The organism is Streptomyces sp. NPDC001153, assembly GCF_053598315.1.
Map to the genome: position 1 here is coordinate 156,009 of NZ_JBSFJZ010000006.1, position 26,462 is coordinate 182,470.

Annotated in this window: 24 protein-coding genes; 17 read left to right on the forward strand and 7 right to left on the reverse strand. The window is 71.5% G+C overall.

Annotated elements, in window-relative coordinates:
• Positions 1-1,875 carry an ABC transporter substrate-binding protein gene (locus ACWDEN_RS08985; RefSeq protein ID WP_450858151.1) on the reverse strand — a complete coding sequence of 625 codons (1,875 nt, stop codon included), beginning with the start codon at positions 1,873-1,875 and terminating at the stop codon, positions 1-3.
• Positions 1,876-2,251: 376 nt separating this feature from the next.
• Between ACWDEN_RS08985 and ACWDEN_RS08990 the strand changes: the two genes are divergently transcribed.
• Genes ACWDEN_RS08990 through ACWDEN_RS09010 form a run of 5 tightly spaced genes read left to right on the forward strand, consistent with a single transcriptional unit; the run spans position 2,252 to position 7,813 of the window.
• Positions 2,252-3,871: a peptide ABC transporter substrate-binding protein gene (locus ACWDEN_RS08990; RefSeq protein ID WP_351613716.1), complete on the forward strand. Its 1,620-nt coding sequence runs from the start codon at positions 2,252-2,254 to the stop codon at positions 3,869-3,871.
• A 5-nt stretch (positions 3,872-3,876) separates the two neighbouring features.
• Positions 3,877-4,797, forward strand: a complete 921-nt coding sequence (locus ACWDEN_RS08995) for an ABC transporter permease (RefSeq protein ID WP_351613713.1) — start codon at positions 3,877-3,879, stop codon at positions 4,795-4,797.
• Positions 4,790-5,770, forward strand: a complete 981-nt coding sequence (locus ACWDEN_RS09000; protein ID WP_351613710.1) for an ABC transporter permease — start codon at positions 4,790-4,792, stop codon at positions 5,768-5,770. The genes ACWDEN_RS08995 and ACWDEN_RS09000 overlap by 8 nt, the downstream gene beginning before the upstream one ends.
• Positions 5,771-5,793: 23 nt before the next feature.
• Positions 5,794-6,786, forward strand: coding sequence for an ABC transporter ATP-binding protein (locus ACWDEN_RS09005; RefSeq protein ID WP_351613784.1), 993 nt, complete (start codon positions 5,794-5,796; stop codon positions 6,784-6,786).
• The gene (locus ACWDEN_RS09010; protein ID WP_351613708.1) at positions 6,761-7,813 is read left to right on the forward strand and encodes an ABC transporter ATP-binding protein; all 1,053 of its coding nucleotides are present in this window, start codon (positions 6,761-6,763) and stop codon (positions 7,811-7,813) included. Before ACWDEN_RS09005 ends, ACWDEN_RS09010 begins: the two co-directional genes overlap by 26 nt.
• A 146-nt stretch (positions 7,814-7,959) precedes the next feature.
• Here ACWDEN_RS09010 and ACWDEN_RS09015 read toward each other — a convergent pair whose 3' ends face one another.
• Entirely contained in the window at positions 7,960-10,098 is a 2,139-nt protein-coding gene (locus ACWDEN_RS09015; RefSeq protein ID WP_450858155.1) for a prolyl oligopeptidase family serine peptidase, read from the reverse strand.
• A 164-nt stretch (positions 10,099-10,262) separates the two neighbouring features.
• On the opposite strand from ACWDEN_RS09015, the gene ACWDEN_RS09020 reads away from it, so the two are divergent.
• Complete coding sequence (locus tag ACWDEN_RS09020; RefSeq protein WP_228623323.1) at positions 10,263-10,457, forward strand: hypothetical protein; 195 nt, start codon at positions 10,263-10,265, stop codon at positions 10,455-10,457.
• Between the two features lie 38 nt (positions 10,458-10,495).
• Here ACWDEN_RS09020 and ACWDEN_RS09025 read toward each other — a convergent pair whose 3' ends face one another.
• Positions 10,496-11,281 carry an alpha/beta fold hydrolase gene (locus ACWDEN_RS09025; RefSeq protein WP_351613703.1) on the reverse strand — a complete coding sequence of 262 codons (786 nt, stop codon included), beginning with the start codon at positions 11,279-11,281 and terminating at the stop codon, positions 10,496-10,498.
• A 117-nt stretch (positions 11,282-11,398) separates the two neighbouring features.
• Here ACWDEN_RS09025 and mshB point away from each other — a divergent pair, with 117 nt between their 5' ends.
• The 7 genes from mshB (at position 11,399) to ACWDEN_RS09060 (ending at position 18,898) form a co-directional block, all read left to right on the forward strand.
• Positions 11,399-12,265 (forward strand): N-acetyl-1-D-myo-inositol-2-amino-2-deoxy-alpha-D-glucopyranoside deacetylase, encoded by an 867-nt coding sequence (gene mshB / locus ACWDEN_RS09030; RefSeq protein ID WP_351613700.1) that lies wholly within the window; start codon positions 11,399-11,401, stop codon positions 12,263-12,265.
• A complete protein-coding gene (locus ACWDEN_RS09035; RefSeq protein ID WP_351613697.1) occupies positions 12,262-12,678 on the forward strand; it encodes a DUF6113 family protein in 417 nt (138 codons plus the stop codon). Before mshB ends, ACWDEN_RS09035 begins: the two co-directional genes overlap by 4 nt.
• Before the next feature lie 196 nt (positions 12,679-12,874).
• On the forward strand, positions 12,875-15,286 hold the full coding sequence (locus ACWDEN_RS09040; protein WP_450858158.1) for a hypothetical protein: 2,412 nt from the start codon (positions 12,875-12,877) through the stop codon (positions 15,284-15,286).
• 147 nt (positions 15,287-15,433) lie between these two features.
• On the forward strand, positions 15,434-16,363 hold the full coding sequence (locus ACWDEN_RS09045) for an ABC transporter ATP-binding protein (RefSeq protein WP_351608286.1): 930 nt from the start codon (positions 15,434-15,436) through the stop codon (positions 16,361-16,363).
• Positions 16,360-17,091: an ABC transporter permease gene (locus ACWDEN_RS09050; RefSeq protein ID WP_351608288.1), complete on the forward strand. Its 732-nt coding sequence runs from the start codon at positions 16,360-16,362 to the stop codon at positions 17,089-17,091. Before ACWDEN_RS09045 ends, ACWDEN_RS09050 begins: the two co-directional genes overlap by 4 nt.
• A gap of 5 nt (positions 17,092-17,096) precedes the next feature.
• Positions 17,097-18,287 carry a sensor histidine kinase gene (locus tag ACWDEN_RS09055; protein ID WP_450858259.1) on the forward strand — a complete coding sequence of 397 codons (1,191 nt, stop codon included), beginning with the start codon at positions 17,097-17,099 and terminating at the stop codon, positions 18,285-18,287.
• Positions 18,284-18,898: a response regulator transcription factor gene (locus ACWDEN_RS09060; RefSeq protein WP_351608291.1), complete on the forward strand. Its 615-nt coding sequence runs from the start codon at positions 18,284-18,286 to the stop codon at positions 18,896-18,898. The genes ACWDEN_RS09055 and ACWDEN_RS09060 overlap by 4 nt, the downstream gene beginning before the upstream one ends.
• A gap of 4 nt (positions 18,899-18,902) precedes the next feature.
• Here ACWDEN_RS09060 and ACWDEN_RS09065 read toward each other — a convergent pair whose 3' ends face one another.
• Complete coding sequence (locus ACWDEN_RS09065) at positions 18,903-19,769, reverse strand: transglutaminase-like domain-containing protein (RefSeq protein WP_351608294.1); 867 nt, start codon at positions 19,767-19,769, stop codon at positions 18,903-18,905.
• A 28-nt stretch (positions 19,770-19,797) separates the two neighbouring features.
• Positions 19,798-20,913 carry a GNAT family N-acetyltransferase gene (locus ACWDEN_RS09070; RefSeq protein WP_450858162.1) on the reverse strand — a complete coding sequence of 372 codons (1,116 nt, stop codon included), beginning with the start codon at positions 20,911-20,913 and terminating at the stop codon, positions 19,798-19,800.
• Positions 20,914-21,053: 140 nt separating this feature from the next.
• Between ACWDEN_RS09070 and fdxA the strand changes: the two genes are divergently transcribed.
• Both fdxA and ACWDEN_RS09080 read left to right on the forward strand, forming a co-directional pair.
• Positions 21,054-21,374, forward strand: a complete 321-nt coding sequence (fdxA, locus tag ACWDEN_RS09075; protein ID WP_018561461.1) for a ferredoxin — start codon at positions 21,054-21,056, stop codon at positions 21,372-21,374.
• 124 nt (positions 21,375-21,498) lie between these two features.
• Positions 21,499-22,596, forward strand: a complete 1,098-nt coding sequence (locus tag ACWDEN_RS09080) for a bifunctional succinyldiaminopimelate transaminase/glutamate-prephenate aminotransferase (RefSeq protein ID WP_351608299.1) — start codon at positions 21,499-21,501, stop codon at positions 22,594-22,596.
• A gap of 79 nt (positions 22,597-22,675) precedes the next feature.
• Here the strand turns inward: ACWDEN_RS09080 and ACWDEN_RS09085 are convergent, their stop codons facing one another.
• Both ACWDEN_RS09085 and ACWDEN_RS09090 read right to left on the reverse strand, forming a co-directional pair.
• A complete protein-coding gene (locus ACWDEN_RS09085; protein ID WP_351608301.1) occupies positions 22,676-23,092 on the reverse strand; it encodes an ATP-binding protein in 417 nt (138 codons plus the stop codon).
• A 288-nt stretch (positions 23,093-23,380) separates the two neighbouring features.
• Positions 23,381-24,373: a heavy metal transporter gene (locus ACWDEN_RS09090; RefSeq protein ID WP_450858165.1), complete on the reverse strand. Its 993-nt coding sequence runs from the start codon at positions 24,371-24,373 to the stop codon at positions 23,381-23,383.
• A 98-nt stretch (positions 24,374-24,471) separates the two neighbouring features.
• On the opposite strand from ACWDEN_RS09090, the gene dapE reads away from it, so the two are divergent.
• The gene (gene dapE / locus ACWDEN_RS09095; protein WP_450858167.1) at positions 24,472-25,551 is read left to right on the forward strand and encodes a succinyl-diaminopimelate desuccinylase; all 1,080 of its coding nucleotides are present in this window, start codon (positions 24,472-24,474) and stop codon (positions 25,549-25,551) included.
• 144 nt (positions 25,552-25,695) lie between these two features.
• Positions 25,696-26,454 (forward strand): LOG family protein, encoded by a 759-nt coding sequence (locus ACWDEN_RS09100; RefSeq protein WP_351608307.1) that lies wholly within the window; start codon positions 25,696-25,698, stop codon positions 26,452-26,454.
• Positions 26,455-26,462: the final 8 nt, after the last annotated feature.

The window sequence follows — 26,462 nt, forward strand, 5'->3', positions numbered from 1 at the left end:
CTACTCGCGGTCGTCCGCCGTGGTGCGCCGGCGGCGCGCCAGGAACACTCCGGCAGCGGCGAGGACGACCACGCCTCCCGCGGTGACCCCGATGACCACCCTGGTCGAGCCGCCGCCGGAGGAGCCGCCGGAGTCCGCCGGGACCGCCGACCACCAGCTCCAGTAGCCGTCCTGGCCGTAGATGTTGCCGGCGGCCTTCGGCATGGTCTCGATCGACCTGATCTGGTCGGTGCGGTAGGCCTCGACGGCGTTCGGGTACGCCATGACGTTCATGTACCCGAGGTCGTACAGCCGCGATTCCGCCTGCTTGACCAGCGCGGCCCGTTTGCCGGTGTCGTACTCGGTCAGCTGCCTGGCGTAGAGGCCGTCGTACGTCCGGTCACAGATGAAGTTGTCGGTGGCGCCGGTGTCCTTGGGGGTCGCGGGCAGGGCCGCGCAGGTGTGGATGGAGAGGACGAAGTCCGGGTCGGGGTTGACGGACCAGCCGTCGAAGGCGAGGTCGTACTTGCCGGCGAGCCAGGGATCGGTGACGTTGTCGAGGCAGTCCAGGGTCATGCCGACGCCGAGTTTGCCCCACCACTCCTTCAGGTACTGGCCCACCGCCTTGTCGTTGGGGTCGGTGGCGTGGCACAGGACACGGTAGTTCAGCGGTCTGCCGTCCTTGCCGACGCGTTTGCCGTCGGCGTTCTTCCGGTAGCCGGCCTGATCGAGGAGCTGGGCCGCCTTCACCGGGTCGTAGCCGAGTTCCTGGCTCGCGGACGGCTTCCAGAAGTACGTCGAGAAGCGCGGCGGGATGTAGCCCTGGCCCTCGACGGCGTGGCCCTGGAACACCTTGTCCACCAGGGTCGTGCGGTCCACGGCCATGAAGAGGGCGTGCCGGACCCGCTCGTCCAGCAGGGAGGGGTCGCCGTCGCCGAACTTCGCACCGTTCTTCGCCCGGGCGCCGGGGTTGGTGGCGAGGGCGTAGAAGCGGCGGCCGGGAGCGTCGTTGACGTGGATGCCGGGCTCGCCCTTGAGGGAGGCCGCCTGGGCGGGGGTCAGGGAGGGGGAGCCCGCCACGAAGGACACCTCCCCCTTGCGCAGGGCGGCGACCGCCGCGTCCTGGTCCTTGTAGTACTTGAAGACCAGTTGGTCGAACTTGGGGGCCCCGCGCCAGAAGCGCTTGTTGGCCTTCAGCCGGACGTAGCTGTCGGCCTTGTAGTCGGTGAGGACGAACGGGCCGTCACCGACGATCGGGAAGCTCTTGTCGTTGCCGAACTTGGCGAAGTCGGTGACGTTCTTCCAGACGTGCTCCGGGACGATCGGCACGTCCAGGGCGGTCATGGTGGCCTGCGGCTTCTTCAGCTGGATGACCAGTTGCGTGGGGCTCGGGGCGGTCACCTTGCGGAAGTTGGCGACGAAGTTGCCGTTCGCGGTGGCGGCGGCCGGGTCGGTCATCAGCTTGTCGAAGGTCCAGGCCGCGTCCTCGGCGGTCACCTTCTGCCCGTCCGACCACGTGGCGTCGGAGCGGATGGTGTAGGTCCAGGTCAGTTTGTCGGGCGAGAACGACCAGCGGGTGGCCAGGCCCGGCACCGGGTGCCCGTCCCCGGGGTCGTAGTCCGTCAGGTACTCGTAGGTGAGCCGCAGGATGCTGGTGCTGACCAGGCGCACCGCCAGGAAGGGGCTCAGCGAGTCGACGCTCTGCGCGACGGCGACGGTGAGCACCTTGTCGCCCTGTGCCGCCTCCGCCCGCTGGGGCGTGGGGTCGAGCGGGGTCGCGAGGGCCGCCGAGAGCGTCAGGGCGAAGGCTCCGGCGGCGAGGGCGAGTCGGCGGACGCGGGGTCGGGGGCTTTTCGGATGTGAACCTCTCGTGCCGTGCTGCTCTGGTGTGCTCATGAATGTGACCTCGCGTCATCGTTCGCACAGGGACGGCTTGTTCGACTTCCGGACCGGGGTTTCTCCTGGTGACGCCAGCTGGGTGATGAGTGTGTCTATCAGCGGCGCTCTGCGCGCGTCAACGGCGCGCGAAGCTCGTGTGGCCTGCGGAAACAGCGGATCGACGGGCATTGCGACGGCCATTGGTCCAGACCCGTGAAGACATCCTGGTGGAGTCCTGACGGCATGACGGGCGGCCTCCTGGTGAGCCCGTGCGTGTGCCCGCATTCGTGTGATGTCCCTCGAAAGGCCCCTCAAACCGGCAGCGCGCATGCGGTATGTGTCATATAAGCCGATATTGACGAGTATCGGTTGGGTGATCGCGGAGGAGGCAGCCATGCGGGGTACCGCGCACGCCCGCTGGGCCGCCTGTGTGATCGCCGCCGGGCTGCTGGCCACCGGCTGCGGGGACAGCGGCGGCTTCGGCGGCGCCGGGGTGCTGACCTCCTCCTGGGGCGACCCGCAGAACCCGCTGGAGCCCGCCAACACCAACGAGGTGCAGGGCGGCAAGGTCCTCGACATGATCTTCCGGGGGCTGAAGAAGTACGACCCGAAGACCGGCAAGGCCCAGAACTGGCTCGCCGAGCGCATCGACACCTCGGACTCGCAGAACTTCACCGTCAGGGTCAAGGACGGCTGGACCTTCTCCAACGGCGAGAAGGTGACCGCCCGCTCCTTCGTGGACGCCTGGAACTACGGCGCGAGCCTGCGCAACAACCAGAAGAACGCCTACTTCTTCGCCTACATCGACGGCTATGACAAGGTCCACCCCGACAGCGGCACCCAGACCGCCGACACCCTGTCCGGACTCAAGGTCACCGGCCCGGACACCTTCACCGTCCGGCTCAACCAGAAGTTCTCCAGCTTCCCCGACACCCTCGGCTACGCCGCCTTCGCCCCGCTGCCCCGCGCCTTCTTCACCGACCACGCCGCCTGGCTGAGGAAACCGGTCGGCGACGGGCCGTACCGGATCGAGTCGTACACCAGGGGCTCGGCGATGAACCTGAGGAAGTGGGACGGCTATCCCGGCCCCGACAAGGCGCGGAACGCCGGGGTGACGCTGCTGGTGTACACCGACAGCAACACCGCCTACACCGACGTGCTGGCCGGCAACCTCGACCTGGTCGACGACGTGCCCTCCACCCAGCTCAAGAACGTCGAGACCGACCTGAACGGCCGCTACATCAACACCCCGGCCGGCATCCTGCAGACCCTCGCCTTCCCTTACTACGACCCGAAGTGGAACACCCCCGGGGCACGGAAGGTCCGCACCGGCCTGTCCATGGCGATCAACCGCAAGCAGATCACCGAGACCATCTTCCGTGGCACCCGCACCCCCGCCACCGACTGGACCTCCCCGGTCCTCGGCGCGGCCGGCGGCTACAAGCCCGGGCTGTGCGGCCACGCCTGCGACTACGACCCCGCGCAGGCCAAGAGGCTCATCCAGGAGGGCGGCGGGTTCCCCGGCGGCCAGCTGAAGATCACCTACAACGCGGACACCGGCTCCCACAAGCAGTGGGTGGACGCCGTGTGCAACTCAGTCAACAACACGCTCGGCAACGACAAGGCCTGCGTGGGCAACCCGGTCGGCACCTTCGCCGACTTCCGCAACCAGATCGGGCAGCACAAGATGACCGGCCCCTTCCGGGCCGGCTGGCAGATGGACTACCCGTTGATCCAGAACTTCCTGCAGCCGCTGTACTACACGGGCGCCTCCTCCAACGACGGCAAGTGGTCCGACAGCCGGTTCGACCGGCTCGTCGACCGGGCCAACGCCGAGACCGGGCAGGCCGCGGCCGTCCGGCTGTTCCAGCAGGCCGAGGAGGTCGTCCGCGACAACATGGCCGCCATCCCGCTCTGGTACCAGAACGGCAGCGCCGGTTACTCCTCCCGGCTCTCCCGTGTGGCGCTCAACCCGTTCAGCGTGCCGGTCTACAACGAGATCAGGGTGGGCTGAGCGGCATGGGGCGCTATGTCGCACGGCGGCTGCTGCAGATGATCCCCGTGTTCATCGGGTCCACCCTGCTGATCTTCCTCATGGTCAACGTGATGGGCGACCCCATCGCCGGCCTGTGCGGGGAGCGGGCCTGCGATCCGGCGACGGCCGCCCAGCTGAAGCGGGAGTTCGGCTTGGACAAGCCGCTGTGGCAGCAGTACGCGACCTACATGGGCCACCTCTTCACCGGCGACTTCGGCACCGCCTTCAACGGCCAGCCGGTCACCGAGCTGATGGCCACCGCCTTCCCCGTCACCATCCGGCTCACGATCGTCGCCATCCTCTTCGAGATCGTCGTCGGCGTGACGCTGGGCGTCATGACGGGCATGCGGCGCGGCCGGCCCGTCGACACCGGGGTGCTGCTGTCCACGCTGGTGGTGATCTCCGTACCGACCTTCGTCACCGGTCTGCTGCTGCAGCTGCTGCTCGGCATCAAGTGGCAGTGGATCAGCCCGTCCGTGCGCTACGGCAGCTTCGACGAGCTGATCGTGCCCGGCCTGGTCCTCGCCTCCGTCTCCCTCGCCTACGTCACCCGGCTGACCCGCACCTCCATCGCGGAGAACAAACGGGCCGACTACGTCCGTACGGCGGTCGCCAAGGGCCTGCCCAGGCGCCGGGTCGTGGTCCGTCACCTGCTGCGCAACTCGCTGATCCCCGTGGTCACCTTCATCGGCGCCGACATCGGCGCGCTGATGGGCGGTGCGATCGTCACCGAGCGGATCTTCAACATCCACGGCGTCGGCTTCCAGCTGTACCAGGGCATCCTGCGCCAGAACACCCAGACGGTCGTCGGTTTCGTGACGGTCCTCGTCCTGGTCTTCCTCGTCGCCAACCTCCTCGTCGACCTCCTGTACGCCGTACTCGACCCGAGGATCCGCTATGCCTGAGCAGTCGTACGAGCCCGAGCGCGCGATCGCCGGGACGGGCATGGGCGGCACGATGGACCTGGGCGCGAGCGAGGCCGCCACCCTGGAGCGGACCCCGGGCGGCCCGGAGGGCACGGGCCCGGCGGGCAGGCCGCGTTCGCTGTGGTCCGACGCCTGGCGGGACCTGCGCCGCAACCCGGTCTTCCTGATCTCCGCCGTGGTGATCCTCTTCCTGGTCTTCATCTCCGTCTGGCCCTCGGCGATCGCCTCCGGCAGCCCCCTGAAGTGCGACCTCGCCAAGGCCCAGGACGGCCCGGGCCCGGGCGCGCCCTTCGGGTACGACGGCCAGGGCTGCAACGTCTACACGCGCACGGTGTACGGCGCCCGTACGTCCGTCACGGTGGGCGTGCTGGCGACACTCGGGGTGGGTGTCCTCGGGTCGGTCCTGGGGGCCCTGGCGGGCTACTTCGGCGGTGTCTGGGACTCGATCCTGTCCCGGATCACCGACATCTTCTTCGCCATCCCGGTGGTCCTCGGCGGTCTGGTCCTGCTGTCGGTGGTCACCAGCAACACGGTCTGGCCGGTCATCGGGTTCATGGTGCTGCTCGGCTGGCCGCAGATCGGGCGCATCGCCCGCGGCTCGGTCATCACCGCCAAGCAGAACGACTACGTCCAGGCCGCCCGCGCCCTCGGCGCCTCCGACTCCCGCATCCTGCTGCGCCACATCGCCCCGAACGCCGTGGCCCCCGTGATCGTGGTGGCGACCATCGCGCTGGGCACCTACATCGCGCTGGAGGCGACCCTGTCGTACCTCGGCGTGGGCCTGAAACCGCCCAGCGTCTCCTGGGGCATCGACATCTCCGCCGCCTCCCCCTACATCCGCAACGCCCCGCACGCCCTGCTGTGGCCCTCGGGGGCCCTGGCCCTCACGGTCCTGGCCTTCATCATGCTCGGCGACGCGGTCCGCGACGCCCTCGATCCGAAGCTGAGGTGACGGCCGTGCGAGGCGAGGGCGAAGTGCTGCTCGAAGTGCGGGACCTGAAGGTGGAGTTCCGGACCCGGGACGGGGTCGCGCATGCCGTCAACGGGGTGAGTTTCGAGGTTGACGCGGGGGAGACCCTGGCCGTGCTCGGCGAGTCGGGGTCGGGCAAGTCGGTGACCGCGCAGGCCGTGATGGGCATCCTCGACACCCCGCCCGGAAGGGTCACCGGCGGCCGGATCCTGTTCCAGGGACGGGATCTGCTCACACTGAAGGAAGAGGAGCGCAGGAGGATCCGCGGCGCCGGGATGGCGATGATCTTCCAGGACGCGCTGTCGGCCCTCAACCCCGTCATCTCCGTGGGGGACCAGCTCGGCGAGATGTTCGTCGTGCACCGCGGGATGTCGAAGAAGGCCGCGCGGGGCAGGGCTGTCGAGCTGATGGAACGGGTGCGCATCCCGGCCGCCGCCCAGCGGGTGCGGGACTACCCCCACCAGTTCTCCGGCGGTATGCGCCAGCGCATCATGATCGCCATGGCGCTGGCCCTGGAACCGGCGCTGATCATCGCCGACGAGCCCACCACCGCCCTCGACGTCACCGTGCAGGCGCAGGTCATGGACCTGCTCGCGGAGCTGCAGCGCGAGTACCACATGGGGCTCATCCTCATCACCCACGATCTGGGCGTCGTCGCGGACGTGGCCGACCGGATCGCCGTGATGTACGCCGGGAAGATCGTCGAGTCCGCGCCCGTCCGCGACATCTACAAGGCGCCGGCCCACCCCTACACCCGCGGCCTGCTGGACTCCATCCCGCGCCTGGACCAGAAGGGACAGCAGCTGTACGCGATCAAGGGCCTGCCGCCGAACCTGATGCACATCCCGCCGGGCTGCTCCTTCCACCCGCGCTGCCCCATGGCCCGGGACGTCTGCCGCACCGACGAACCCCCGCTGTACGAGGTCTCCGGCACCCGCGGCAGCGCCTGCCACTTCTGGAGGGAGTGCCTCGATGACGTCGACGACCTCGACCACTGAGCCCATCCTCGAAGTGATCGGGCTGGTCAAGCACTACCCCCTCACCCGGGGCATCCTCTTCAAGAAGCAGATCGGCGCGGTGAAGGCCGTCGACGGCGTCGACTTCACCCTCGCCAAGGGCGAAACCCTCGGCATCGTCGGCGAGTCGGGCTGCGGCAAGTCCACGGTCGCCAAGCTGCTCTGCAACCTGGAACGGCCCACGGCCGGCTCCATCCGCTTCAAGGGCGAGGACATCACCAAGCTGTCGGGAAAGGCCCTGAAGGCCGTACGCCGCAACATCCAGATGGTCTTCCAGGACCCGTACACCTCCCTCAACCCCCGTATGACGGTCGGCGACATCATCGGGGAGCCGTACGACATCCACCCCGAGGCCGCGCCCAAGGGCGACCGCCGCCGCAGGGTCCAGGAACTGCTGGACGTGGTCGGCCTCGACCCGGAGTACGTCAACCGCTATCCGCACCAGTTCTCCGGCGGCCAGCGCCAACGCATCGGAATCGCACGGGGGTTGGCGCTGCGCCCGGAGGTGATCGTCGCCGACGAGCCGGTGTCCGCCCTCGACGTCTCGGTCCAGTCCCAGGTGATCAACCTCCTGGACCGCCTGCAGTCGGAGTTCGACCTCTCCTACGTCTTCATCGCGCACGACCTGTCCATCGTCCGGCACATCTCCGACCGGGTCGGCGTGATGTACCTCGGGCGGATCGTGGAGATCGGCCGGGACACCGAGATCTACGACCACCCCACGCACCCCTACACCCAGGCGCTGCTCTCGGCGGTCCCGGTCCCGGATCCCGAGGCGAGGGAACAGCGCGAGCGGATCATCCTCAGCGGAGACGTGCCGTCGCCGACGAACATCCCCTCCGGCTGCCGCTTCCGCACCCGCTGCTGGAAGGCGCAGGAGCGCTGTGTCCGGGAGGTGCCGGCCCTCGCGGTGCCGGAGGTCTTCCGCGACACCTCCGGCCCGGCGGCCCACGCCTCGGCCTGTCACTTCGCGGAGGAGAAGCGGGTGGTCCCGGCGGAGGACGCGTAGGGGTACGCGTACGGCAGCGGGCCGGGACGACATGGCGCGCCCCGGCCCGCTCACGGCACCCGCACGGCCGTACGCTGATCAGCCTCCCGCGTCCGTATATCGGTACGGCTTCCGCGGAGTTGCCTGCGTGTTAACGCAGTTGACGGTCATTTTCCCCGGTGGGGCAGCGAACGCCGCAGGAAGTCCAGCTGCAGCCGCAGCAGGTTCTCCGCGACGGTCTCCTGCGGGGTCATGTGCGTCACCCCGGACAAGGGCAGGACCTCGTGCGGGCGGCCCGCGGCGAGCAGGGCGGAGGACAGCCGCAGGGAGTGGGCGACGACGACGTTGTCATCCGCAAGGCCGTGAATGATCATCATCGGGCGGTGCGGCTCGGCCGGGCCGACCAGGCCCGCGTCGTCGATCAGCGAGTTGCGGCGGTAGACCTCCGGCTGCTCGTCCGGCAGGCTCAGGTAGCGCTCCTGGTAGTGGGTGTCGTACAGCCGCAGATCGGTGACCGGGGCGCCGACGACCGCCGCGTGGAAGACGTCCGGGCGGCGCAGCACCGCCAGCGCCGCCAGATAGCCGCCGAAGGACCAGCCGCGGATCGCCACCCGCCCCAGGTCCAGCGGAAACTCCCCGGCGAGCGCCTGCAGCGCGTCCACCTGGTCCTGGAGCACGACGGCCGCCAGCTCGTCCCGGACCGCCTTCTCCCAGGCCGGCGAGTGCCCCGGAGTGCCCCGTCCGTCCGCCACGACCACCGCGAAACCCTGGTCGGCGAACCACTGGGAGGTGAGGTGGGCGTTGTGCGCGGCGACCACGCGCTGGCCGTGCGGGCCGCCGTAGGGGTCCATGAGGACGGGCAGGGGAGTGTCACCGTGGTAGTCCCGTGGCATAAGCACGGCGCACGGGATTCGGCGTGCGCCCCCCTGGGTCAGCGTCACCCGGGGGGAGAAACCGGGATTTTCGGCGTACGACCGGACAGTCGCCGCCGGTTTTCCGTCACGCAGCACCTGGACCCGGGGGCCGGGAGTGTCCGGTGTCGCGGACACGAGCACGGTCACGGCGCCGGCGCGCACCGCCGAGTGGACGCCGGGCTCCTGCGACACGCGCTCCAGGCCCAGCTCGTTCACCCGGTACACATGGACCTGGCCGATCTCCGGCTCCTGCACCTCCGGGCCCGCCGAGGCGGAAATCAGCACGTCGTCCGCACCCACGTCCAGCACCGCGCGCACATGCAACTGACCGCTGGTCAAAGGCCGTTCGCCGACCGCCAGGACCCGGGCGCCGCCCTCGTCCGCGATCCGGACAAGCTGCCCGGACGGGCTCCAGCAGGGCACTCCAGCGAACAGTTCAAGCCAACTTGGATCTTCATCGGCGTGCACCATCCGGGTGGCTCCCGTGTCCGGGTCCACCGCCAGGAACAGCTGGCTGCGCTGGTCCCGCGCCTGCACCAGCACCAGCGGCGCACCCGCCGCTGACCAGTGCACACGGGCCAGATACGGATACCGGGACCGGTCCCACGCGACCTCGGTGCGTCCCCCGTCGAGCCCGAGAACGAACAGCCGTACGTCCGCGTTGGCCGTGCCGGCGGCCGGGTAGGCGACGTTACGTGGCTCACGCTCCGGATGGGCCGGATCGGCGATCCACCACCGCTCCACCGGCGTGTCGTCCACGCGCGCCACGAGCAGCCGGCTCCCGTCGGGAGCCCACCAGAACCCCCGCGAACGCCCCATCTCCTCGGCCGCGACGAACTCCGCGAGCCCGTAGGTGACCCGCCCCGGTCCGTCCGTGGCCTCCGGCTCGGCGAGCGCCCGGTCGCCCTCGCCCTCGGCGCCCACGACCCGCAGCGCACCGTGCGCGACATAGGCGATGTGGGTGCCGTCGGGGGAAGGACGCGGGTCGATCACCGGCCCCGGGACCCGGAGTTCGCGCGCCGTACCGGCCCGCAGCTCGGCCGTGAAAAGCCGCCCTGACAAGGCGAAAGACGCCAACTCCACGGCGCTGTCGGTGGCATAGCCGACGATGCCGGCGCCTCCCTCCCGACTGCGTTCACGGCGCGCCCGCTCCTCGGCGGAGAGCTCTTCGGCGGCGTCTCCGAGGAGGGCACCCGGATCGGCGGCCAGCCGCTCGGCGCCCTCCGGAAGGTCCGTCACCCAGAGGGAGTTGGCCCGGTCGGTGCCGGATCCGGAGCGCAGGAACGCGACACGCGAACCGTCGGGCGCCACCGTGAACGCACGCGGCGCGCCGAGCGTGAACCGCTGCGTCCGGGCGTGCCGACGGGGGAAGGAATCAGACTCGGTCGTCATACCCCGACCATATTGGCCATGCGCCCCCTTGTGCGGCCGTGCGCCGAGCGATGCGCGAGCACGGATAGTTATGATCACTACCGCTGTGTGGGTATGAACCTGCTGGCGTCTGCATGGATTTGCTCAACTGATCTAGATCTGGCGATCTTTGGAGGTGAGCCGCCGTGGCACTCTCGATTTCGGCGGTGGTGCTGCTGGCGATCATCGTCTTCTTGCTGATCAAGAAGTCGGGGCTCAAGGGCGGGCATGCCATCGTCTGCATGCTGCTCGGCTTCTACCTCGCCTCCTCGACCGTCGCCCCCACGATCAGCCAGCTGACGACCAACGTCGCCAGCATGATCAGCAGCATCAAGTTCTGAGGCGGGTCCCGCGGATCGAGCAGGATTCGGTACACGCCCTACCGGGCGAGGAACGGACTGAGTACCGCGGTGAGTTCGGCGGGCGCGTCCATGGCGATGAGATGGGCGGCGGTGGCGAACTCCACCAGGGTGGCGCCGGGGATCTCGGCGGCGTAGCGGCGGGCGATGTCCTGGAAGTCGGGGACGTCGAGCTTGCCCACACCCACCATTGTGGGGACGGAGACAGCGGCGAGGTCACCGGTTGCCGGACCTTGGGAGTGCTGCCCCACGACGGCCTGGTTCACCAGCGAGGTCCGCAGGGGGCCGCGGAGCCGGTCGCTCAGACCACCGGCCACGTCGTCCCAGTGGCGAGCAGGTCCGCGCAGCCACATGTCCAGGTTGATACGCACGGCGGCGTCCAGGTCGCCCGCCTCCAGGGCCGCCGTCTCGGCCTCGTCGTACGCGATCATGTCCGCGGACCAGTGGTAGCGCGGCCAGGGCGCGGCGAGCATCGTCAGGGAGCGCACCCGGTCCGGGTGGGTGAGCGTGAAGTCCAGGGCCACACGGCCACCCCAGGACGCGCCCACGAGCCGGACGCGTTCGTGGCCGAGGTGGTCCAGGAGGCGGCGCAGGTCGTCGGTCTCGCGGAACGGTCCGGCCGGGGGCGCGGACTCGCCGAAGCCGCGCAGGTCGTACCGGACCACGGTGTGCCGCTGGGCGAGAGCGGGCACGATCGCGTCCCACATGCGGTGATCGGCAACACCGGCGTGCACGAGCACGACGGGCGATCCGGCGCCCGCCACGTCGTAGGAAAGGTGTCCGAGGTCGTCGTCGAGTGTGAGCATGTGCGGATGATCGCAGGACCACGGCATGTGCACGAACGAGATATTGCCGACGAAGCCGTTCCTCCGGGGTGCCGCCCAAGGCGCGGTCCGGGCGCCGTCGCCTCGTAGGGTGGTCCCATGACGGAACTCCCCGCCCGGCGTCTTCTCCTGGTGCACGCGCATCCGGACGACGAGTCGATCAACAACGGCGCCACCATGGCCAGGTACGCGGCCGAGGGTGCGCATGTGACCCTGGTCACCTGCACCCTCGGAGAGCGCGGCGAGGTCATCCCGCCCGAGCTGCGGCATCTGAGCGGGCCCGCGCTGGGTGCGCACCGGCGCGGGGAGCTGGCCGCCGCCGTGCGCGCGCTGGGGGTGACGGATGCCCGGCTGCTCGGCGGGGCGGGCCGGTACGGCGACTCCGGGATGATGGGCATTCCGGACAACGCGGACCCCGGGTGCTTCTGGCAGGCCGACGTGGACGAGGCCGCCGGGCGTCTGGCCGACGTGATCCTCGAGGTCCGGCCCCAGGTCCTCGTGACGTACGACGACAACGGCGGCTACGGCCACCCGGACCACGTCCAGGCCCACCGCGTCGCCATGCGCGCCGTCGAGCTCGCGGACGAGCGCGGGCACCGGATCGACAAGGTGTACTGGAACCGGGTGCCGCGCTCCGTCGCCGAGGCCGCCTTCGCCCGGCTCCAGGACGAGCTGGCCGTACTGCCCTTCGAGAAGGGCGCCACCGTGGCCGACGTACCGGGCGTGGTCGCCGACGAGCGGGTCACCACCAGCGTCGACGGGACCGCCTTCGCCGCCGCCAAGGCCGCCGCGATGCGCGCCCACGTCACCCAGATCGAGGTGGCCGAGCCCTACTTCGCGCTCTCCAACGAACTGGCCCAGCCGCTGTTCACCACCGAGTACTACGAGTTGGTGCGCGGCGAGGGCCGGCCGGGGGAGACCGACCTGTTCGCCGGCCTCGGCCTCGATCCGGAGGAGACCCCATGAGCGACGCGGGACAGGGGCCGCTGCTCGCCCAGCCGCTGCAACGGCCCTCGGCCGGGCGAATCGCCGCCTATGCCGGCCTTTTCCTGCTCGGTGCCGTCATCGGCCTCGCCGGGGCCCTCGTGCAGGCCGCGTGGTTCCCCGGGGGGCTGCTGCTCGCCCTCGCGGGCGCGGCGGGGCTGTTCCTCGGCGGGGCGTACGCCACGGGCGGCCGGGGCGGGGCGGTCGCGCCCGTGGTGGGCTGGATCGTCACCGTCATCCTGCTCACCACCTCGCGCCCCGAGGGCGACTTCCTGTTCGGCGCGGGACTCGGCTCCTATCTCTTCCTGCTCGGCGGCATGGCCCTCGCTGTGATCTGTGCCACCCTTGGCGCCGGGCGGCAACCTCGTGGCGGTCCCGCCCGACTTGGCAAGTGACGTACCACTTCGCCGTGCGGCGCACGTGCGAGTCCGGTGTGGGTTTCCTCAACGGTCACGGGATGAGCGCCAGACGTGGCCAGTATGGTGGTGCGCGCCGCCGAGCCTCCCCCAAGCTCTCGACTTCGCTCGAGTTGGGGGGACCCCCAAAGCAGTCAGGTCGTAAGGGCGGCGGAGCCAACTGGGAGAACCTGCCTTGAGTCGTGAAACTGACACTCCGTCCTCCGGGCCCGACGGGCGCGGCGGAGCCGCATACCCCTCCGGCACGCCGCCGTACGGGACCCCCATGGCTTCCGACGACGGTACGGACGCCGGCCGTTCGGCCACGCGACCGGAGAAGAAGACCGAGACCACGCTGACGACCCGGATCCGGATCAACATCCCGGGATCCCGGCCCATCCCGCCGGTCGTCGTGCGCAAGCCCGTCGGGGACGGCGAGAGCATCCGGGACGAGGCGCCCGACACCGGCCCGCTGCCCGCGGCCGACCGGACCGCCGCCGGCATCGCCGAATCCCCTGCCGAGCCCGCGGCCCAGGCCGAGGAGAAGACCAGCGACTGGTTCGCGCCCCGCAAGTCCTCCGGCGGCAAGGGCGGTCCGGGCGGCGGCGGCACGAACGGGGCTGGAATCCCCGGCGGTTCCAGCTCCGCCCCCGGTGCGTCGGGCACCCGTCCGGGTGGTTCGGGGGCATCCGGCGCGGCCGGTACCACCGGCGCACGTCCCGGCGGCGGCCGTCCCGGCGGTGTGGTCGGCTCCATGACCGTCCCGGGCGGCACCCGCTCCGGCGCCGGCAAGGGCCTGCCCGGCGCCACCGGCGGCCCCGTCGCCCCCGGACACGGTGGCGGCACCGGCTCCTTCGACGTCACCGAGGCACTGAACGCGGGTCCGCTGGGCGGCGGCTCCCGTCCCGGCGCGTCCGGCGGCGACACGCGTCGCGACGACCTGCCGTACTTCTCGGAGAACGGCGGTCAGGACGGCTTCGGCGGCGCGGGCGCGACGGGTTCGGGTCCGGCCGGTCCGGGCGGCCACGACGGCTTCGGCGACACCCCCGGCGCGAACGGCCAGAACGGCTTCCCCGGCACCCCCGGTGCGAACGGGCACGGCGGCCTCGGCGGCCCCGGTGGTCCGAGCGGCTTCAACGGCCCGCACGGCCATGGCGGTCCCGGCGGCCCCCAGGGTCCGGCCGGCCCCACCAGCGGCCCGGTCACCGGCGACGGCCCCCTCGTCCCGTCGGCCGGCGACCCCTTCGACGCCCTGTCCGGCACGGGCGGTTACGACGGCCCCGGCGGCCAGGGCAGCCAGGCCGGCCGGCCGCCGCGCAGCGCCCTCGCCGACATCGCCGACCTCGAACGGTCCGCCGGACCCGGCCGCCCGGGCGGCGGACCCGCCGGACCCGGCGCCCCGGCTGCCGGCCCCGGCCCGAGCGGTCTCGGCCCGGGCGGGGGGCTCAGCGACGACACCGCGATCCTCACCCCGCAGAAGCCGGCCCCCGAACCGGGCACGCCCGGCTACCGCCCGGCCGACAACGTCTCCGGACACACCGTCACCAGCGGCATCCCGGTGGTCCCCGGAGCCGGTGCCTCCTCGTTCGGCGGCACGGCCCCGCAGGCCCCGGCCAAGCCGGAGTCCTCCGGCGCGCCCAAGGCACAGGCCAAGCCGAAGAAGAAGGGCCGCAGCAAGCTGGTGCTCCTGGGCGCCGGCGTGGTCGTCGTCGCGGGCGGTGCCTACGGCGCCGGACTGCTGATGAACCACACCGACGTGCCCAAGGGCACCACGGTCCTCGGCGTGGACATCGGCGGCGGCACCCGTGACGACGCCGTCAAGAAGCTCGACGACGCCTTCGGCAGCCGGGTGAACAAGCCGCTGAAGCTCTCCGTCGGCGGCAACACGGTCACCCTCACCCCGGAGAACGCCGGTCTCCAGTTCGACTTCCAGGCCACCGTGAGCCAGGCCGCGACCAGCGACTACAACCCCGTTCACGTCATCGGCTCCCTCTTCGGGCAGAAGCGGGTGATCGAGCCCGACATGCCGGTGGACGAGGAGAAGCTCCAGGCCGCGCTCCAGCAGGCCGGCGGCGGCTCCGGCTCGGTCGTCGAGGGCGGCATCGACTTCAAGCCGGGCCAGGCGGTCGCCGTCTACGGCAAGGCGGGCAAGGCCATCGACGCCGCCCAGTCGACCCAGGCGGTCGAACAGGCCTACCGCACGCTGGTGGAGACGGGCACGGCGACCCCGGTCACCGTGCCGACGACGACCAAGCAGCCGACGGTGTCGAACGCGGCGGTCGACCAGGAGATGAAGCTGTTCGCGAAGCCGGCGATGTCGGCCAAGGTGACGGTGTCGGCGGGCCCGGGGCACGTGGTGCTGATGAGCCCGGAGAAATCGCTCTGGAAGTTCCTCAGGGTGGTGCCCACCGCGGACGGCAAGCTGGTCGACAAGCCCGACCTGAGCGCCCTGAAGCAGCTCTACCGCGGGGCCTTCGACGGCGTGCTCATCACCCGCGCCAACGGCAAGAAGACGGCCGTCACCCCGCAGGACGTCTATGTCGCCCTGCGCCAGGCCCTGATGAGCACCACCAACCGGGTCGCGGTCATCGACACCAACCCCAAGTAGCCGCGCCACACACGGCAGGGGGCGTCCGGCGTTCAGCGGGCGCCCCCTTCGCCGTCCCCGTCACCCGTTCGGCATGACATCTGTCATCCGGCACTCAGGACCCCCGACACTGCCCGGCACCCGGCCCGCGCCGCGAGCATGGTTGCCATGACGACAACTGCGGCACCGGCCACCACCACCCCGGTGGTCGGCTTCGACCAGGTGACCAAGACGTACGGGAGCGTGCGGGCCGTCGACGGGCTCTCGCTCCGGCTGTACCCGGGCGAGACCGTCGCCCTCCTCGGCCCGAACGGGGCCGGCAAGTCCACCACCCTCGACCTGCTCCTCGGTCTCAAGCACCCCGACAGCGGCACGGTGAACCTCTTCGGCGGCACCCCGCGTGACGCGATCGTCGCCGGGCGGGTCGGGGCGATGCTGCAGAGCGGCGGGCTGATGGACGAGGTCACCGTCGAGGAACTGGTCAAGCTGGGCTGTTCGCTGCACCCGAAGCCGTACAAGGCCGCGGACGTGATGGCCCGCGCGGGCATCGCGCAGATCGCCGACCGCAAGGTCAACAAGCTCTCCGGCGGCCAGGCCCAGCGTGTCCGCTTCGCCCTCGCCACCGCCGGCGACAGCGACCTGATCATCCTGGACGAGCCGACCACCGGCATGGACGTCTCCGCCCGCCAGGCCTTCTGGGCCACCATGCGCGAGCAGGCCGACCAGGGCCGTACGATCCTCTTCGCCACCCACTACCTCGAAGAGGCCGACGCCATCGCCGACCGGGTTCTGGTGCTGCACCGCGGCCGGCTCCTCGCCGACGGCACCGCCGCCGAGATCAAGGCCAAGGCCGGCGCCCGCCGCGTCTCCTTCGACCTGGAGGGCGAGATCGACGAGGCCGCCCTGCGCGCCCTGCCGTTCCTGACGTCGATCGACGTGTCGGGCCAGACCGTCCGCATCCAGTCGTCCGACGCCGACGCCACCGTGCACGCCCTGTACGGCCTCGGTGTCTACCCCCGCAACCTCGAAGTCGCCGGTCTCGGTCTGGAGCAGGCCTTCGTCGCCATCACGGAGGCCGAGGAGGCCAAGCAGTCATGAACGCCCTGATCAAGCTGGAGCTCACCCGGGCCCTGCGCAACCGCAAGTTCCTGTTCTTCTCGGTGATCTACCCATCGGTGATCTTCCTGCTCGTCTCCAACCAGACGGGTGACGTCGACGGCACCGGCCTGAGCGTCGCGAAGTACGTCATGGTCTCCATGGCCTCCTTCGGCGCCCTGACCGCCGTCCTGATGGGCAACAGCGAGCGCATCGCCAAGGAGCGGGAGGGCGGCTGGGTACGGCAGCTGCGGCTCACCCCGCTGCCCGGGCGCGGGTACGTCCTCGCCAAGACCGCCGGCGCCGCCGTCGTCAGCCTGCCGTCCATCGTGGTCGTCTTCCTGGTCGCCGCGGCCGTGAAGGACGTACGCCTGGACGCCTGGCAGTGGGCCGCGCTCACCGGGGCGATCTGGGCCGGCAGCCTGGTCTTCGCCGCGCTCGGCGTCGCCATCGGCTACCTCGCCTCCGGGGACGCGGTCCGCCCGATCACGATGATCGTCTACTTCGGGCTGTCGATCCTCGGCGGCCTGTGGATGCCGTCCTCCTCCTTCCCGACCTGGCTGCAGGACATCGCGAAGTGGCTGCCCACGCACGCGTACGCTGCACTGGGGCGGGCGATCGAGCAGAGCCAGGCTCCCCACGCCCAGGACATCGCCATCCTCGTCGCCTTCTTCCTGATCTTCGCGGGCGGCGCGGCCTGGCTGTACCGGAAGGACACGCTGAAGGCGTGAGCACGATGACGGAAGACCCGCGGGCCTGCGAGCGGCGGCCGGAGCACCAGGTGCGGATCGGCCAGGGGCCGCGCAACCGGCGCGAGCTCGTGGTCAAGACGCTGTGGATCGGGGTCTGGCTGGTCTTTCTCAGCTCCCCGGTCCAGGATCTGACCAGCGGCCGGCACACCGCGGGCGGCACGATGGCGGGCGCGCTCGGCCTGACCGCCTTCGTCGTCACCTACCTGTCGCTGGTCTTCCGCAACATGGGGCGGCCCTTCTCGCCGAGGATCGTCGTCTCGATGATCTCGGTCATGGCCGTCCTCGCCCCCCTCCTGGTCTACACGCTCGGTCCCGCCTGGCTCGGCCTGTTCGTCTACCTCTCCGTCGCCTGCGGGGCCACCATGCCGGTCCGGGCCGCGTTCTGCGCGATCCCCGCGGCGACCGTGATGATGGTCCTCGTCGGACTGCGCTGGCACGAGAAGCCGGACGTGACCCTGCTCCTCGTCCCGATGATCGGGTTCGCGATGATCGGCGTCGGCCAACTTGTCCGTACGACCGTCGAGTTGCGCAAGGCCCGGGCCACCGTCGCCCAGCTCGCCGCGAACGAGGAGCGGCTGCGCCTCGCCCGCGACCTGCACGACCTGCTCGGCCACTCGCTCTCCCTGATCACGCTGAAGAGCGAGCTGGCCGGCCGGATGCTGCCCGACCAGCCCGACAAGGCGGCCCAGCAGGTCGCCGACATCGAACAGGTCAGCCGGCAGGCCCTGGTCGACGTCCGGGAGGCCGTCACCGGCTACCGGCGCCCCCGGCTCGCCGCCGAGCTCGCCGGTACCCAGGTCGCCCTGACCGCCGCCGGGGTCATCGCCGAGGTGCCCGCCGAGCCCGATCTCGACGGCGTCCCCGAGGAGTCGGAGTCCGCGCTCGCCTGGGCGCTGCGCGAGGCGGTCACGAACGTGGTCCGGCACAGCGGCGCCGACAAGTGCCTCGTCCAGCTCACCCGCCGCCAGACCCTGGACGGCGCGATGCTCGAACTCTCCGTCGAGGACAACGGATCCGGCGGCTCCGGCAGCGGACCCGGCAACGGTCTGATCGGCCTCACCGAGCGGCTGGAGAAGGCCGGCGGCACCCTGGAGGCGGGCCGGATCAGGCACGGGTTCCGGCTGGTCGCCCGCGTCCCCGCGGCCCCTGTGGGGGACGTAGGATCCGGGGCATGACGAGCACGATCAAGGTCCTTCTCGCCGAGGACCAGTCGATGGTCCGCGAGGCCCTGGCCGCGCTGCTCGGCCTGGAGGAGGACATCGAGGTCGTCGCCCAGGTCGCGCGCGGCGACCAGGTGCTGGCCGCCGTCGGCGCGCACGGCGTGGACGTGGCGCTGCTCGACATCGAGATGCCCGGCTGCACCGGCATCGAGGCGGCGGCCCAGGTCCACCGGGAGTTCCCGCAGGTCAAACTGGTCGTCCTGACGACCTTCGGCCGCCCCGGCTATCTGCGCAGCGCCATGGAGGCGGGCGCCGACGCCTTCCTCGTCAAGGACGCCCCGGCCGCACAGCTCGCCGAGGCCATCCGCAAGGTGCTCTCCGGCGAGCGGGTCATCGACCCCACGCTCGCCGCCGCCGCGCTCGCCGAGGGCGCGAACCCGCTCACCGAGCGCGAACGCGAGGTGCTGCGCGCGGCCGCCGACGGCTCCACCAACGCCGAACTGGCCAGGGCCCTCCACCTCTCCCAGGGCACGGTCCGCAACTACCTCTCCACGGCCATCCAGAAACTGGCGGTACGCAACCGGGCGGAGGCGGTGCGGACGGCGAGGGAGAAGGGCTGGCTCTGAGGGGTCAGTTGAGCATCGCGCGCGCGGTGTGCGCCTGCTGCCGTGCCGTCCGCGCGGTCGACTCGTCCACCACCTCGATCAGGTCCGCGTAGTACTCCAGCTCTTCCGCGCCCGAGGCGAACTCCCCACGCTGCACCAGAAGCTGCCCGCGCTCGTACCGCAGCCGGGCCGGATGCGAGGGCACCAGCAGCGCCAGCTCCACGGCCCACAGCGCCACGTCCGACCGCTCGGGCCGGGCCGAGGCCCACGCGCGGATGTTGTTCAGGATCCGCTGGACGACCTCCAGCGGCGCCGCGGGCTCCAGCATCGAGGCGTCCAGCGGCGCTCCCGTGGCCCCCACCACGAGCATCTCCGCATCGGCCCCGGTCAGCAGCCGTCCCCCGTCGAACGGATCGGCCAGCACCTGTTCCTCCGCCGGCCCGAAGCCGACCACGAAGTGCCCCGGCAGCGCGACGCCGTACACCGGGGCCCCGGCCCGCCGCGCGGCCTCCAGCCACACCACCGACAGCAGGATCGGCAGCCCGCGCCGCCGGCGCAGCACCTCGTGCAGCAGGGAGGACTCCAGCCGGTCGTAGTCGGCCGGGGTGCCGTGGAAGTCGTACCGGCCGCCGAGCAGCCGACGTACGGCCTCCGCCCACGCGTGCGGCCCGCCCGGCCGGTACGGCAGCTCGCCCGCCAGCCGGTCCAGCTCCAGCTGCGCGGCGTCGATCCCGGCCTCGTCCAGCGAACCGTCCGCCTCGGCGCCGATCAGCAGGCACAGCGCCGACAGATCCGGCCGCTCGGACCGCGCCTCCTCGGCGAACCTCCGGCGCAACTCGGCCGACCGCTCCGGCGGGGGCGGGTACGGCGGCGGCAGATACGGGTGACGCATGCCAGGCTCATGCCCTTCCACGGCGCTTCTACGACCCGCCCGGCCGGGAATCGCCCGCCGGGCTCCGGCCGGGATCGGTGGCCGCTCGCGTGTGCCGGTGTGCGCCCGTGGCCGCGTCCGTCTCGTGGTTCCGGCCGTCGGACTCCGGCGCCTCCGGTGCGCGGTAGTGGTGGTACGTGTGGTGCGGGGTGAAGCCGAGGGCGGTGTACAGCGCGCGGGCCTCCTCGTTGTCCGTCTCGACCTGCAGCCAGGCCGCCGAGGAGCCCTCGTCCAGCGCCCGCCGGGCCAGCGCGGCCATCACCTCGGTGGCGAGCCCCTGCCGGCGGCGCCCGGGATCCACCTCGACCGCCGCGAACCCGGCCCACCGCCCGTCCACGACACACCGCCCGATCGCCGCCGGAGGCTCACCCCCGGCACCGGGCACGGTCGCGAACCACACCGACGGAGCCCCGCCGAGCACCCGCAGGGCCACCTCGCTCACCCCCTTGCGCCGGTACCGGGCGAGCCACGCCTCGTCCGCCTGCCGGGACAGCACCACACCGGTGCCCTCGGCCCGGTCCGCGACCGGCGCCAGGGCACCGGTCCACACCTCGGCGGTCACCTCCCGCACCCAGCCGCGCCGTTCCAGCTCCGCGCACAGCAGCTCCTGCGTGCCCTCGGCGCCGGTGGCCGTCTGGACGTAGGCGGGCAGGCCACGCTCGCCGTACCAGCGTCGTACGGCTGCCAGGGCCGCGTCGAGGGGAAGGCCGGGGTCGCCGAGCGGCAGCACGCTGTTGGCGCGCCGCGTGAACCCGCCGGCGGCCCGCAGCTCCCACTCACCGAGCCGCTCGCTCTCGAGCGGCTGCCAGCCTCGCGCGCAGACCCGCGCGAGTTCCTCGTACGAGGCGGCGGGGCCCCGGCGCCGCGCCGGGGCGGCCGGTACGACCTTGCCCGCGACCAGTGCGGACTCGGCGATCCGCACGCTCTGCCCGTCCCGGCGTGTGATCATGAGCACGCCAGCATCCCATGATGTGAGAACACCCACCGTGTCGGTGAACTTCTCTTGCGCCGCACCAGTTTCGCTCAAGCGCCGTACGGAGACACGTTTTCCCACGTCAGAAGGGGTGATGCGGACTTCCAAGTGTCCTGTCGCCGAGATTTCCACTGGTCAGTTCACCCCTCCTGTTCGGATCATGCTCCGGAACGGAGATACTAGGGGCGGGCATCGACGACGCCGCGCTCCCGCGCGCCAGGCGGCGGAGCCTGAGGAGGCCCGCCAGCGCCCTATCGAGGAGGAACGACAGCGTGACCTACGTCATCGCGCAGCCTTGTGTCGACGTCAAGGACAAGGCGTGCATCGAGGAGTGCCCGGTCGACTGCATCTACGAGGGCCAGCGGTCCTTGTACATCCACCCGGACGAATGCGTCGACTGTGGTGCCTGTGAGCCGGTCTGCCCGGTCGAGGCGATCTTCTACGAGGACGACACTCCGGAGGAGTGGAAGGACTACTACAAGGCGAACGTCGAGTTCTTCGACGAGCTGGGCTCTCCCGGCGGTGCCAGCAAGCTGGGGCTGATCGAGCGCGACCACCCCTTCATCGCCGCGCTGCCGCCGCAGGGCGAGTGACCGTCTGAGCGCCAAGCGGCCCGCACCAACCGCGCCGCCTCGGTCCCGTACGGCCCGATCGCCCAGATCGCGGCCGTACGGGACCGAGGCGTTTGCCGCCACCGACGAAAGAGAGCCACCGACCGTGTCCGCAGTCTCCGACCGCCTGCCGACCTTCCCCTGGGACAAGCTCGAGCCGTACAAGAAGACGGCCGCGGCGCACTCGGACGGGATCGTCGACCTCTCCGTGGGCACCCCGGTCGACCCGGTGCCCGAACCGATCCAGAAGGCCCTGATCGACGCGGCCGACTCCCCGGGCTACCCGACCGTCTGGGGCACCCCTGCGCTGCGCGACGCGATCACCGGCTGGCTCCGGCGCCGCCTCGGTGCCCAGGACGTGACCCACCGCCACGTCCTGCCGGTCGTCGGCTCCAAGGAACTGGTCGCCTGGCTGCCGACCCAGCTCGGCCTCGGCCCCGGCGACAAGGTGGCCTACCCGCGCCTCGCCTACCCCACCTACGAGGTCGGCGCCCGCCTGGCCCGCGCCGACTACGAGGTCTACGACGACCCGCGCGACCTCGACCCGGCCGGCCTGAAGCTCCTGTGGCTGAACTCCCCGTCCAACCCGACGGGCAAGGTCATCCCGAAGGAGGACCTGACCGGCATCGTGGCCTGGGCCCGCGAGCACGGCGTCCTGCTGTTCTCCGACGAGTGCTACCTGGAACTGGGCTGGGAGGCCGACCCGGTCTCCGTCCTGCACCCGGACGTCAACGGCGGCTCCTACGACGGCATCGTCGCCGTCCACTCCCTCTCCAAGCGCTCCAACCTGGCGGGCTACCGCGCGGCTTTCATCGCCGGCGACCCGGCCGTCCTGGGCCCGCTGCTGGAGATCCGCAAGCACGGCGGCATGATGACCCCGGCGCCGACCCAGGCGGCCGTGGTGGCGGCCCTCGGCGACGACGAGCACGTCCGTGTCCAGCGCGAGCGTTACGCGGCCCGCCGCGACGCCCTGCGGACCGCGCTGCTGGGCCACGGCTTCCGCATCGAACACAGCGAGGCGAGCCTCTACCTCTGGGCCACCCGCGACGAGTCCTGCTGGACCACGGTCGCCCACCTGGCCGACCTGGGCATCCTCGTCGCCCCCGGCGACTTCTACGGCGAGGCGGGCGAGAAGTTCGTCCGCGTGGCCCTGACGGCAACGGACGAACGCGTCCAGGCAGCGGTGACGCGCCTGACGGCGTAGAGCCCGCCGTACCGGCAGCACACACAAGGCAACGGGGCCCAGGGAAGTCCCTGGGCCCCGTCAGCGGTCGAAGCGGCGCTCAGCCACCCAGCGGCAGGCCCTGCACCGGCAGGTCAGTCGCCCCGCCCTTCGTTGCGTCGGACGCGGCGCCCCCGAGGACTTCCCCCGCCGCCCCGGCAGCGCCGCCGGCGGCCCGCTGCGCCACCGGGGCCGCCTTCTTCACGGCACCGCCGCCGGTCTTGGCCGCGGCCGGCACCGTCTGCTCGACCGCCTTGCCGCCCGCGTGGCCCGCGAGCGAGGTGACGTTCTGCGCGGCACCGTCGACGCTGTTGGCGACGTGCGCTCCGTCCAGGGCGGTCAGACCACCCACGTTCGGGGCCGCCGCCGGCAGGTTCGTGGCCGCACCGGCGGAGCCGGCCGCACCGACCCCGGCTGCCGCTCCCGCTGCGACGAGCAGCGCGGCACGGGCGATCCGGCGGGTCAGAGGGAGGGACATGATGCTCCATTCGACGGAAGAGAACGGTGTTGTGTGTCCGGTCCGTGTCGTGGCCCGGACGCCGTGACTACCGCTCGAAGCCCGCGAAGGTTGCGGAGGCCCCAGGTAAAGAATGGATAACGCATCGCATTATCAGGTGTGGATAAAAACGGGCAAAGAACGTCTGCCCGAAATCCCGCAGAATCCTTACGGCCCTTGATTTTCCGGGGAACTCGCAAGGCGGCACGCCTCCCGTCCCCGCCGCCGCCCCGACCGGCGCCGTACAACCCCTGGGAGGGATCTCCCGTACTACTGTCCGGTGACGATCCGGACGGTCCCCAGGGACGCCCCCGCACCGCCGGTCCCGTCCGAAGCGGCCGGCTTCCACTGCCCGCCGCCGCTTCCCGCGACCCACTCCCGCCCCGCGTACGCCACCCGCTGGATGTGCAGCGCCGAGGAGTTGGCCACGGCCCACTGCGCGAGCTGCCAGCCCCGCTGCCGCTCGCCGCGCCCGATCGCGTCCACCTTCGTGCCCTGCGGCACCGGCACGGTCACGGTCCGCCCCTGAGCTGTCGCGGTCACGCTGGGTGAGGGAGAAGGCGGCGGCACGGGCGTACCGCCCACCTCCGCACCGGTCTCCTGCAGCGCGTCCCGCCCGAAGTCCCGTACCAGCGCGGCCCGTACCGCGTCCGGACCCGGCGCCGAGGCCGTGGTCTCCGGGCGCCCGTCGCAGGTCAGCGTGGCCGCCGAGCGCCCGGTCAGCGCCGCCGCCAGCAGCTGCGCGTCCGGCTCGTGCTTGGCGTACGCCTCCGGGTAGCCGCTGTGCTGGACCTCCTGGGCCGCCCTGGTCAGCGGCAGACCGGTGTAGTCCGGCACCTTGGCCAGGTGTGCGTAGAAGATGCCCGCCGCGTACGCCGGGTCCATGATCTGCTGTGCGGTGCCCCAGCCCTGCGAGGGCCGCTGCTGGAACAGGCCCAGCGAGTCCCGGTCGCCGTGCTCGATGTTGCGCAGCCCGGACTCCTGCAGAGCGGTCGCCAGCGCGATCGTCACCGCCCGCTCGGGCATCCCGCGCCCGGTGCCGACCGCCGCGATCGTCGCCGCGTTCACCGCCTGCTCCGGCGTGAACTCGTACGACGTTCTGTCACCGTCGTCCGAGACCACCTTGCAGCCGTGCGCTCCGCCGCCTCCGGTGACGTACTGCACCACGAGGTACGCGGCGACGCCGCACAGGACCAACAGGGCCGCACCGAAACGGAGGAGGCGGCCGCGACGCTTGGGACGGGTGGGGGACGGCTCTGGCACGCGTACAAGGTACTTGAGGCCCGGCGGGAGCTCACGGGGGGTTACCGGGACAGCGCTTACCCGCCGCCCCCGGCAGGCGGCGCGCTAGGGTCGACGCCATGGCCGACACCTCGCTTGACCTCACGCTCGACGCCGCCGCGCTCACCGCGCAGCTCGTGGACTTCGCTTCCGAGAGCGGCACCGAGAAGCCGCTCGCGGACGCGATCGAGACCGCCCTGCGCGCCCTGCCGCACCTGACGGTCGACCGCTACGGCAACAACGTCGTCGCCCGTACGCACCTGGGCCGCGCCGAGCGGGTGGTCCTGGCCGGCCACATCGACACGGTCCCGATCGCGGACAACGTGCCCTCACGCCTGGACGAGGACGGCGTGCTCTGGGGCTGCGGCACCTGCGACATGAAGTCGGGCGTCGCGGTGCAGCTGCGCATCGCGGCCACGGTCCCCGCCCCCAACCGCGACCTGACCTTCGTCTTCTACGACAACGAGGAGGTCGCCGCCGAACTCAACGGCCTCAAGCACGTGGCCATGGCCCACCCGGAGTGGCTCGAGGGCGACTTCGCGGTCCTGCTGGAGCCCTCCGACGGCGAGGTCGAGGGCGGCTGCCAGGGCACCCTGCGCGTGCTGCTGAAGACGAAGGGCGAGCGTGCCCACTCGGCACGCTCCTGGATGGGCTCCAACGCCATCCACGCGGCGTCCCCGATCCTGGCCCGGCTGGCCGCCTACGAGCCCCGCTACCCCGTGATCGACGGCCTGGAGTACCGCGAGGGCCTGAACGCGGTGGGCATCAGCGGCGGCGTCGCCGGCAACGTCATCCCCGACGAGTGCGTGGTGACGGTCAACTTCCGCTACGCCCCCGACCGCACCGAGGAGGAGGCGATCGCCCACGTCCGCGAGGTGTTCGCGGACTGCGGCGTGGAGGAGTTCGTGGTCGACGACCACAGCGGCGGCGCGCTGCCCGGGCTCTCCCACCCGGCCGCCGCGGCCTTCATCGAGGCGGTGGGCGGCACCCCCCGCCCCAAGTACGGCTGGACCGACGTCTCCCGCTTCTCCGCGCTGGGCATCCCGGCCGTCAACTACGGCCCCGGCAACCCGCACTTGGCCCACAAGCGGGACGAGCGGGTGGAGACGGCGAAGATCCTCGCGGGCGAGGAACGCCTGCGCACCTGGCTCACCGCGTAGGAGGCGGTGAGCTGCCGCAGGGCGGCGCAAGGCGCCGTAAGACGCCCCTACGGCGCACGCGTGCCGGACATGCGCTTGTCCCCCCTCCGTAACCGACGTGGATCTACGCTGAGGTGGAACCACCCCCGAGCGGAGGGAGCGCACATGCCTACCGGCAACCCCGAGGGGAAGAAGATCCCGCCGGACGAGCAGCGGCTCGGACCGGTCCTCCGGCGGCGCGGGCAGGTGACGGCCAGCACGACCGACCAGCGCCTGCTGGACGCCGGCGGCCCCTCGGACTGGGTCCACACCGACCCCTGGCGCGTGCTCCGCATCCAGTCGGAGTTCATCGAGGGCTTCGGCACGCTGGCCGAACTCCCGCCTGCCATCAGCGTGTTCGGCTCGGCACGTACGCCGGTGGACTCGCCGGAGTACGACGCCGGGGTGCGGCTCGGCCGGGGCCTGGTGGAGGCGGGCTGGGCCGTCATCACGGGCGGCGGGCCGGGCGCGATGGAGGCGGCCAACAGGGGCGCCTGTGAGGCGGGCGGCGTCTCGGTCGGCCTCGGCATCGAGCTGCCCTTCGAGCAGGGGCTGAACCCCTACGTCGACATCGGGCTGAACTTCCGCTACTTCTTCGTCAGAAAAATGATGTTCGTGAAGTATGCCCAGGGGTTCGTGGTTCTGCCCGGCGGCCTCGGCACCCTCGACGAACTCTTCGAGGCGCTGACCCTGGTCCAGACCCAGAAGGTCACCCGCTTCCCGATCGTCCTCTTCGGCAGCGAGTACTGGGGCGGCCTGGTGGCCTGGCTGGAGAACACCCTGGTGGCCCAGGGCAAGGCGGCGGAGAAGGACCTGCTGCTGTTCCACGTCACGGACGAGGTGGACGAGGCGGTGGCCCTGGTGTCGAAGGAGGCGGGCCGGTAGCGCGGGGC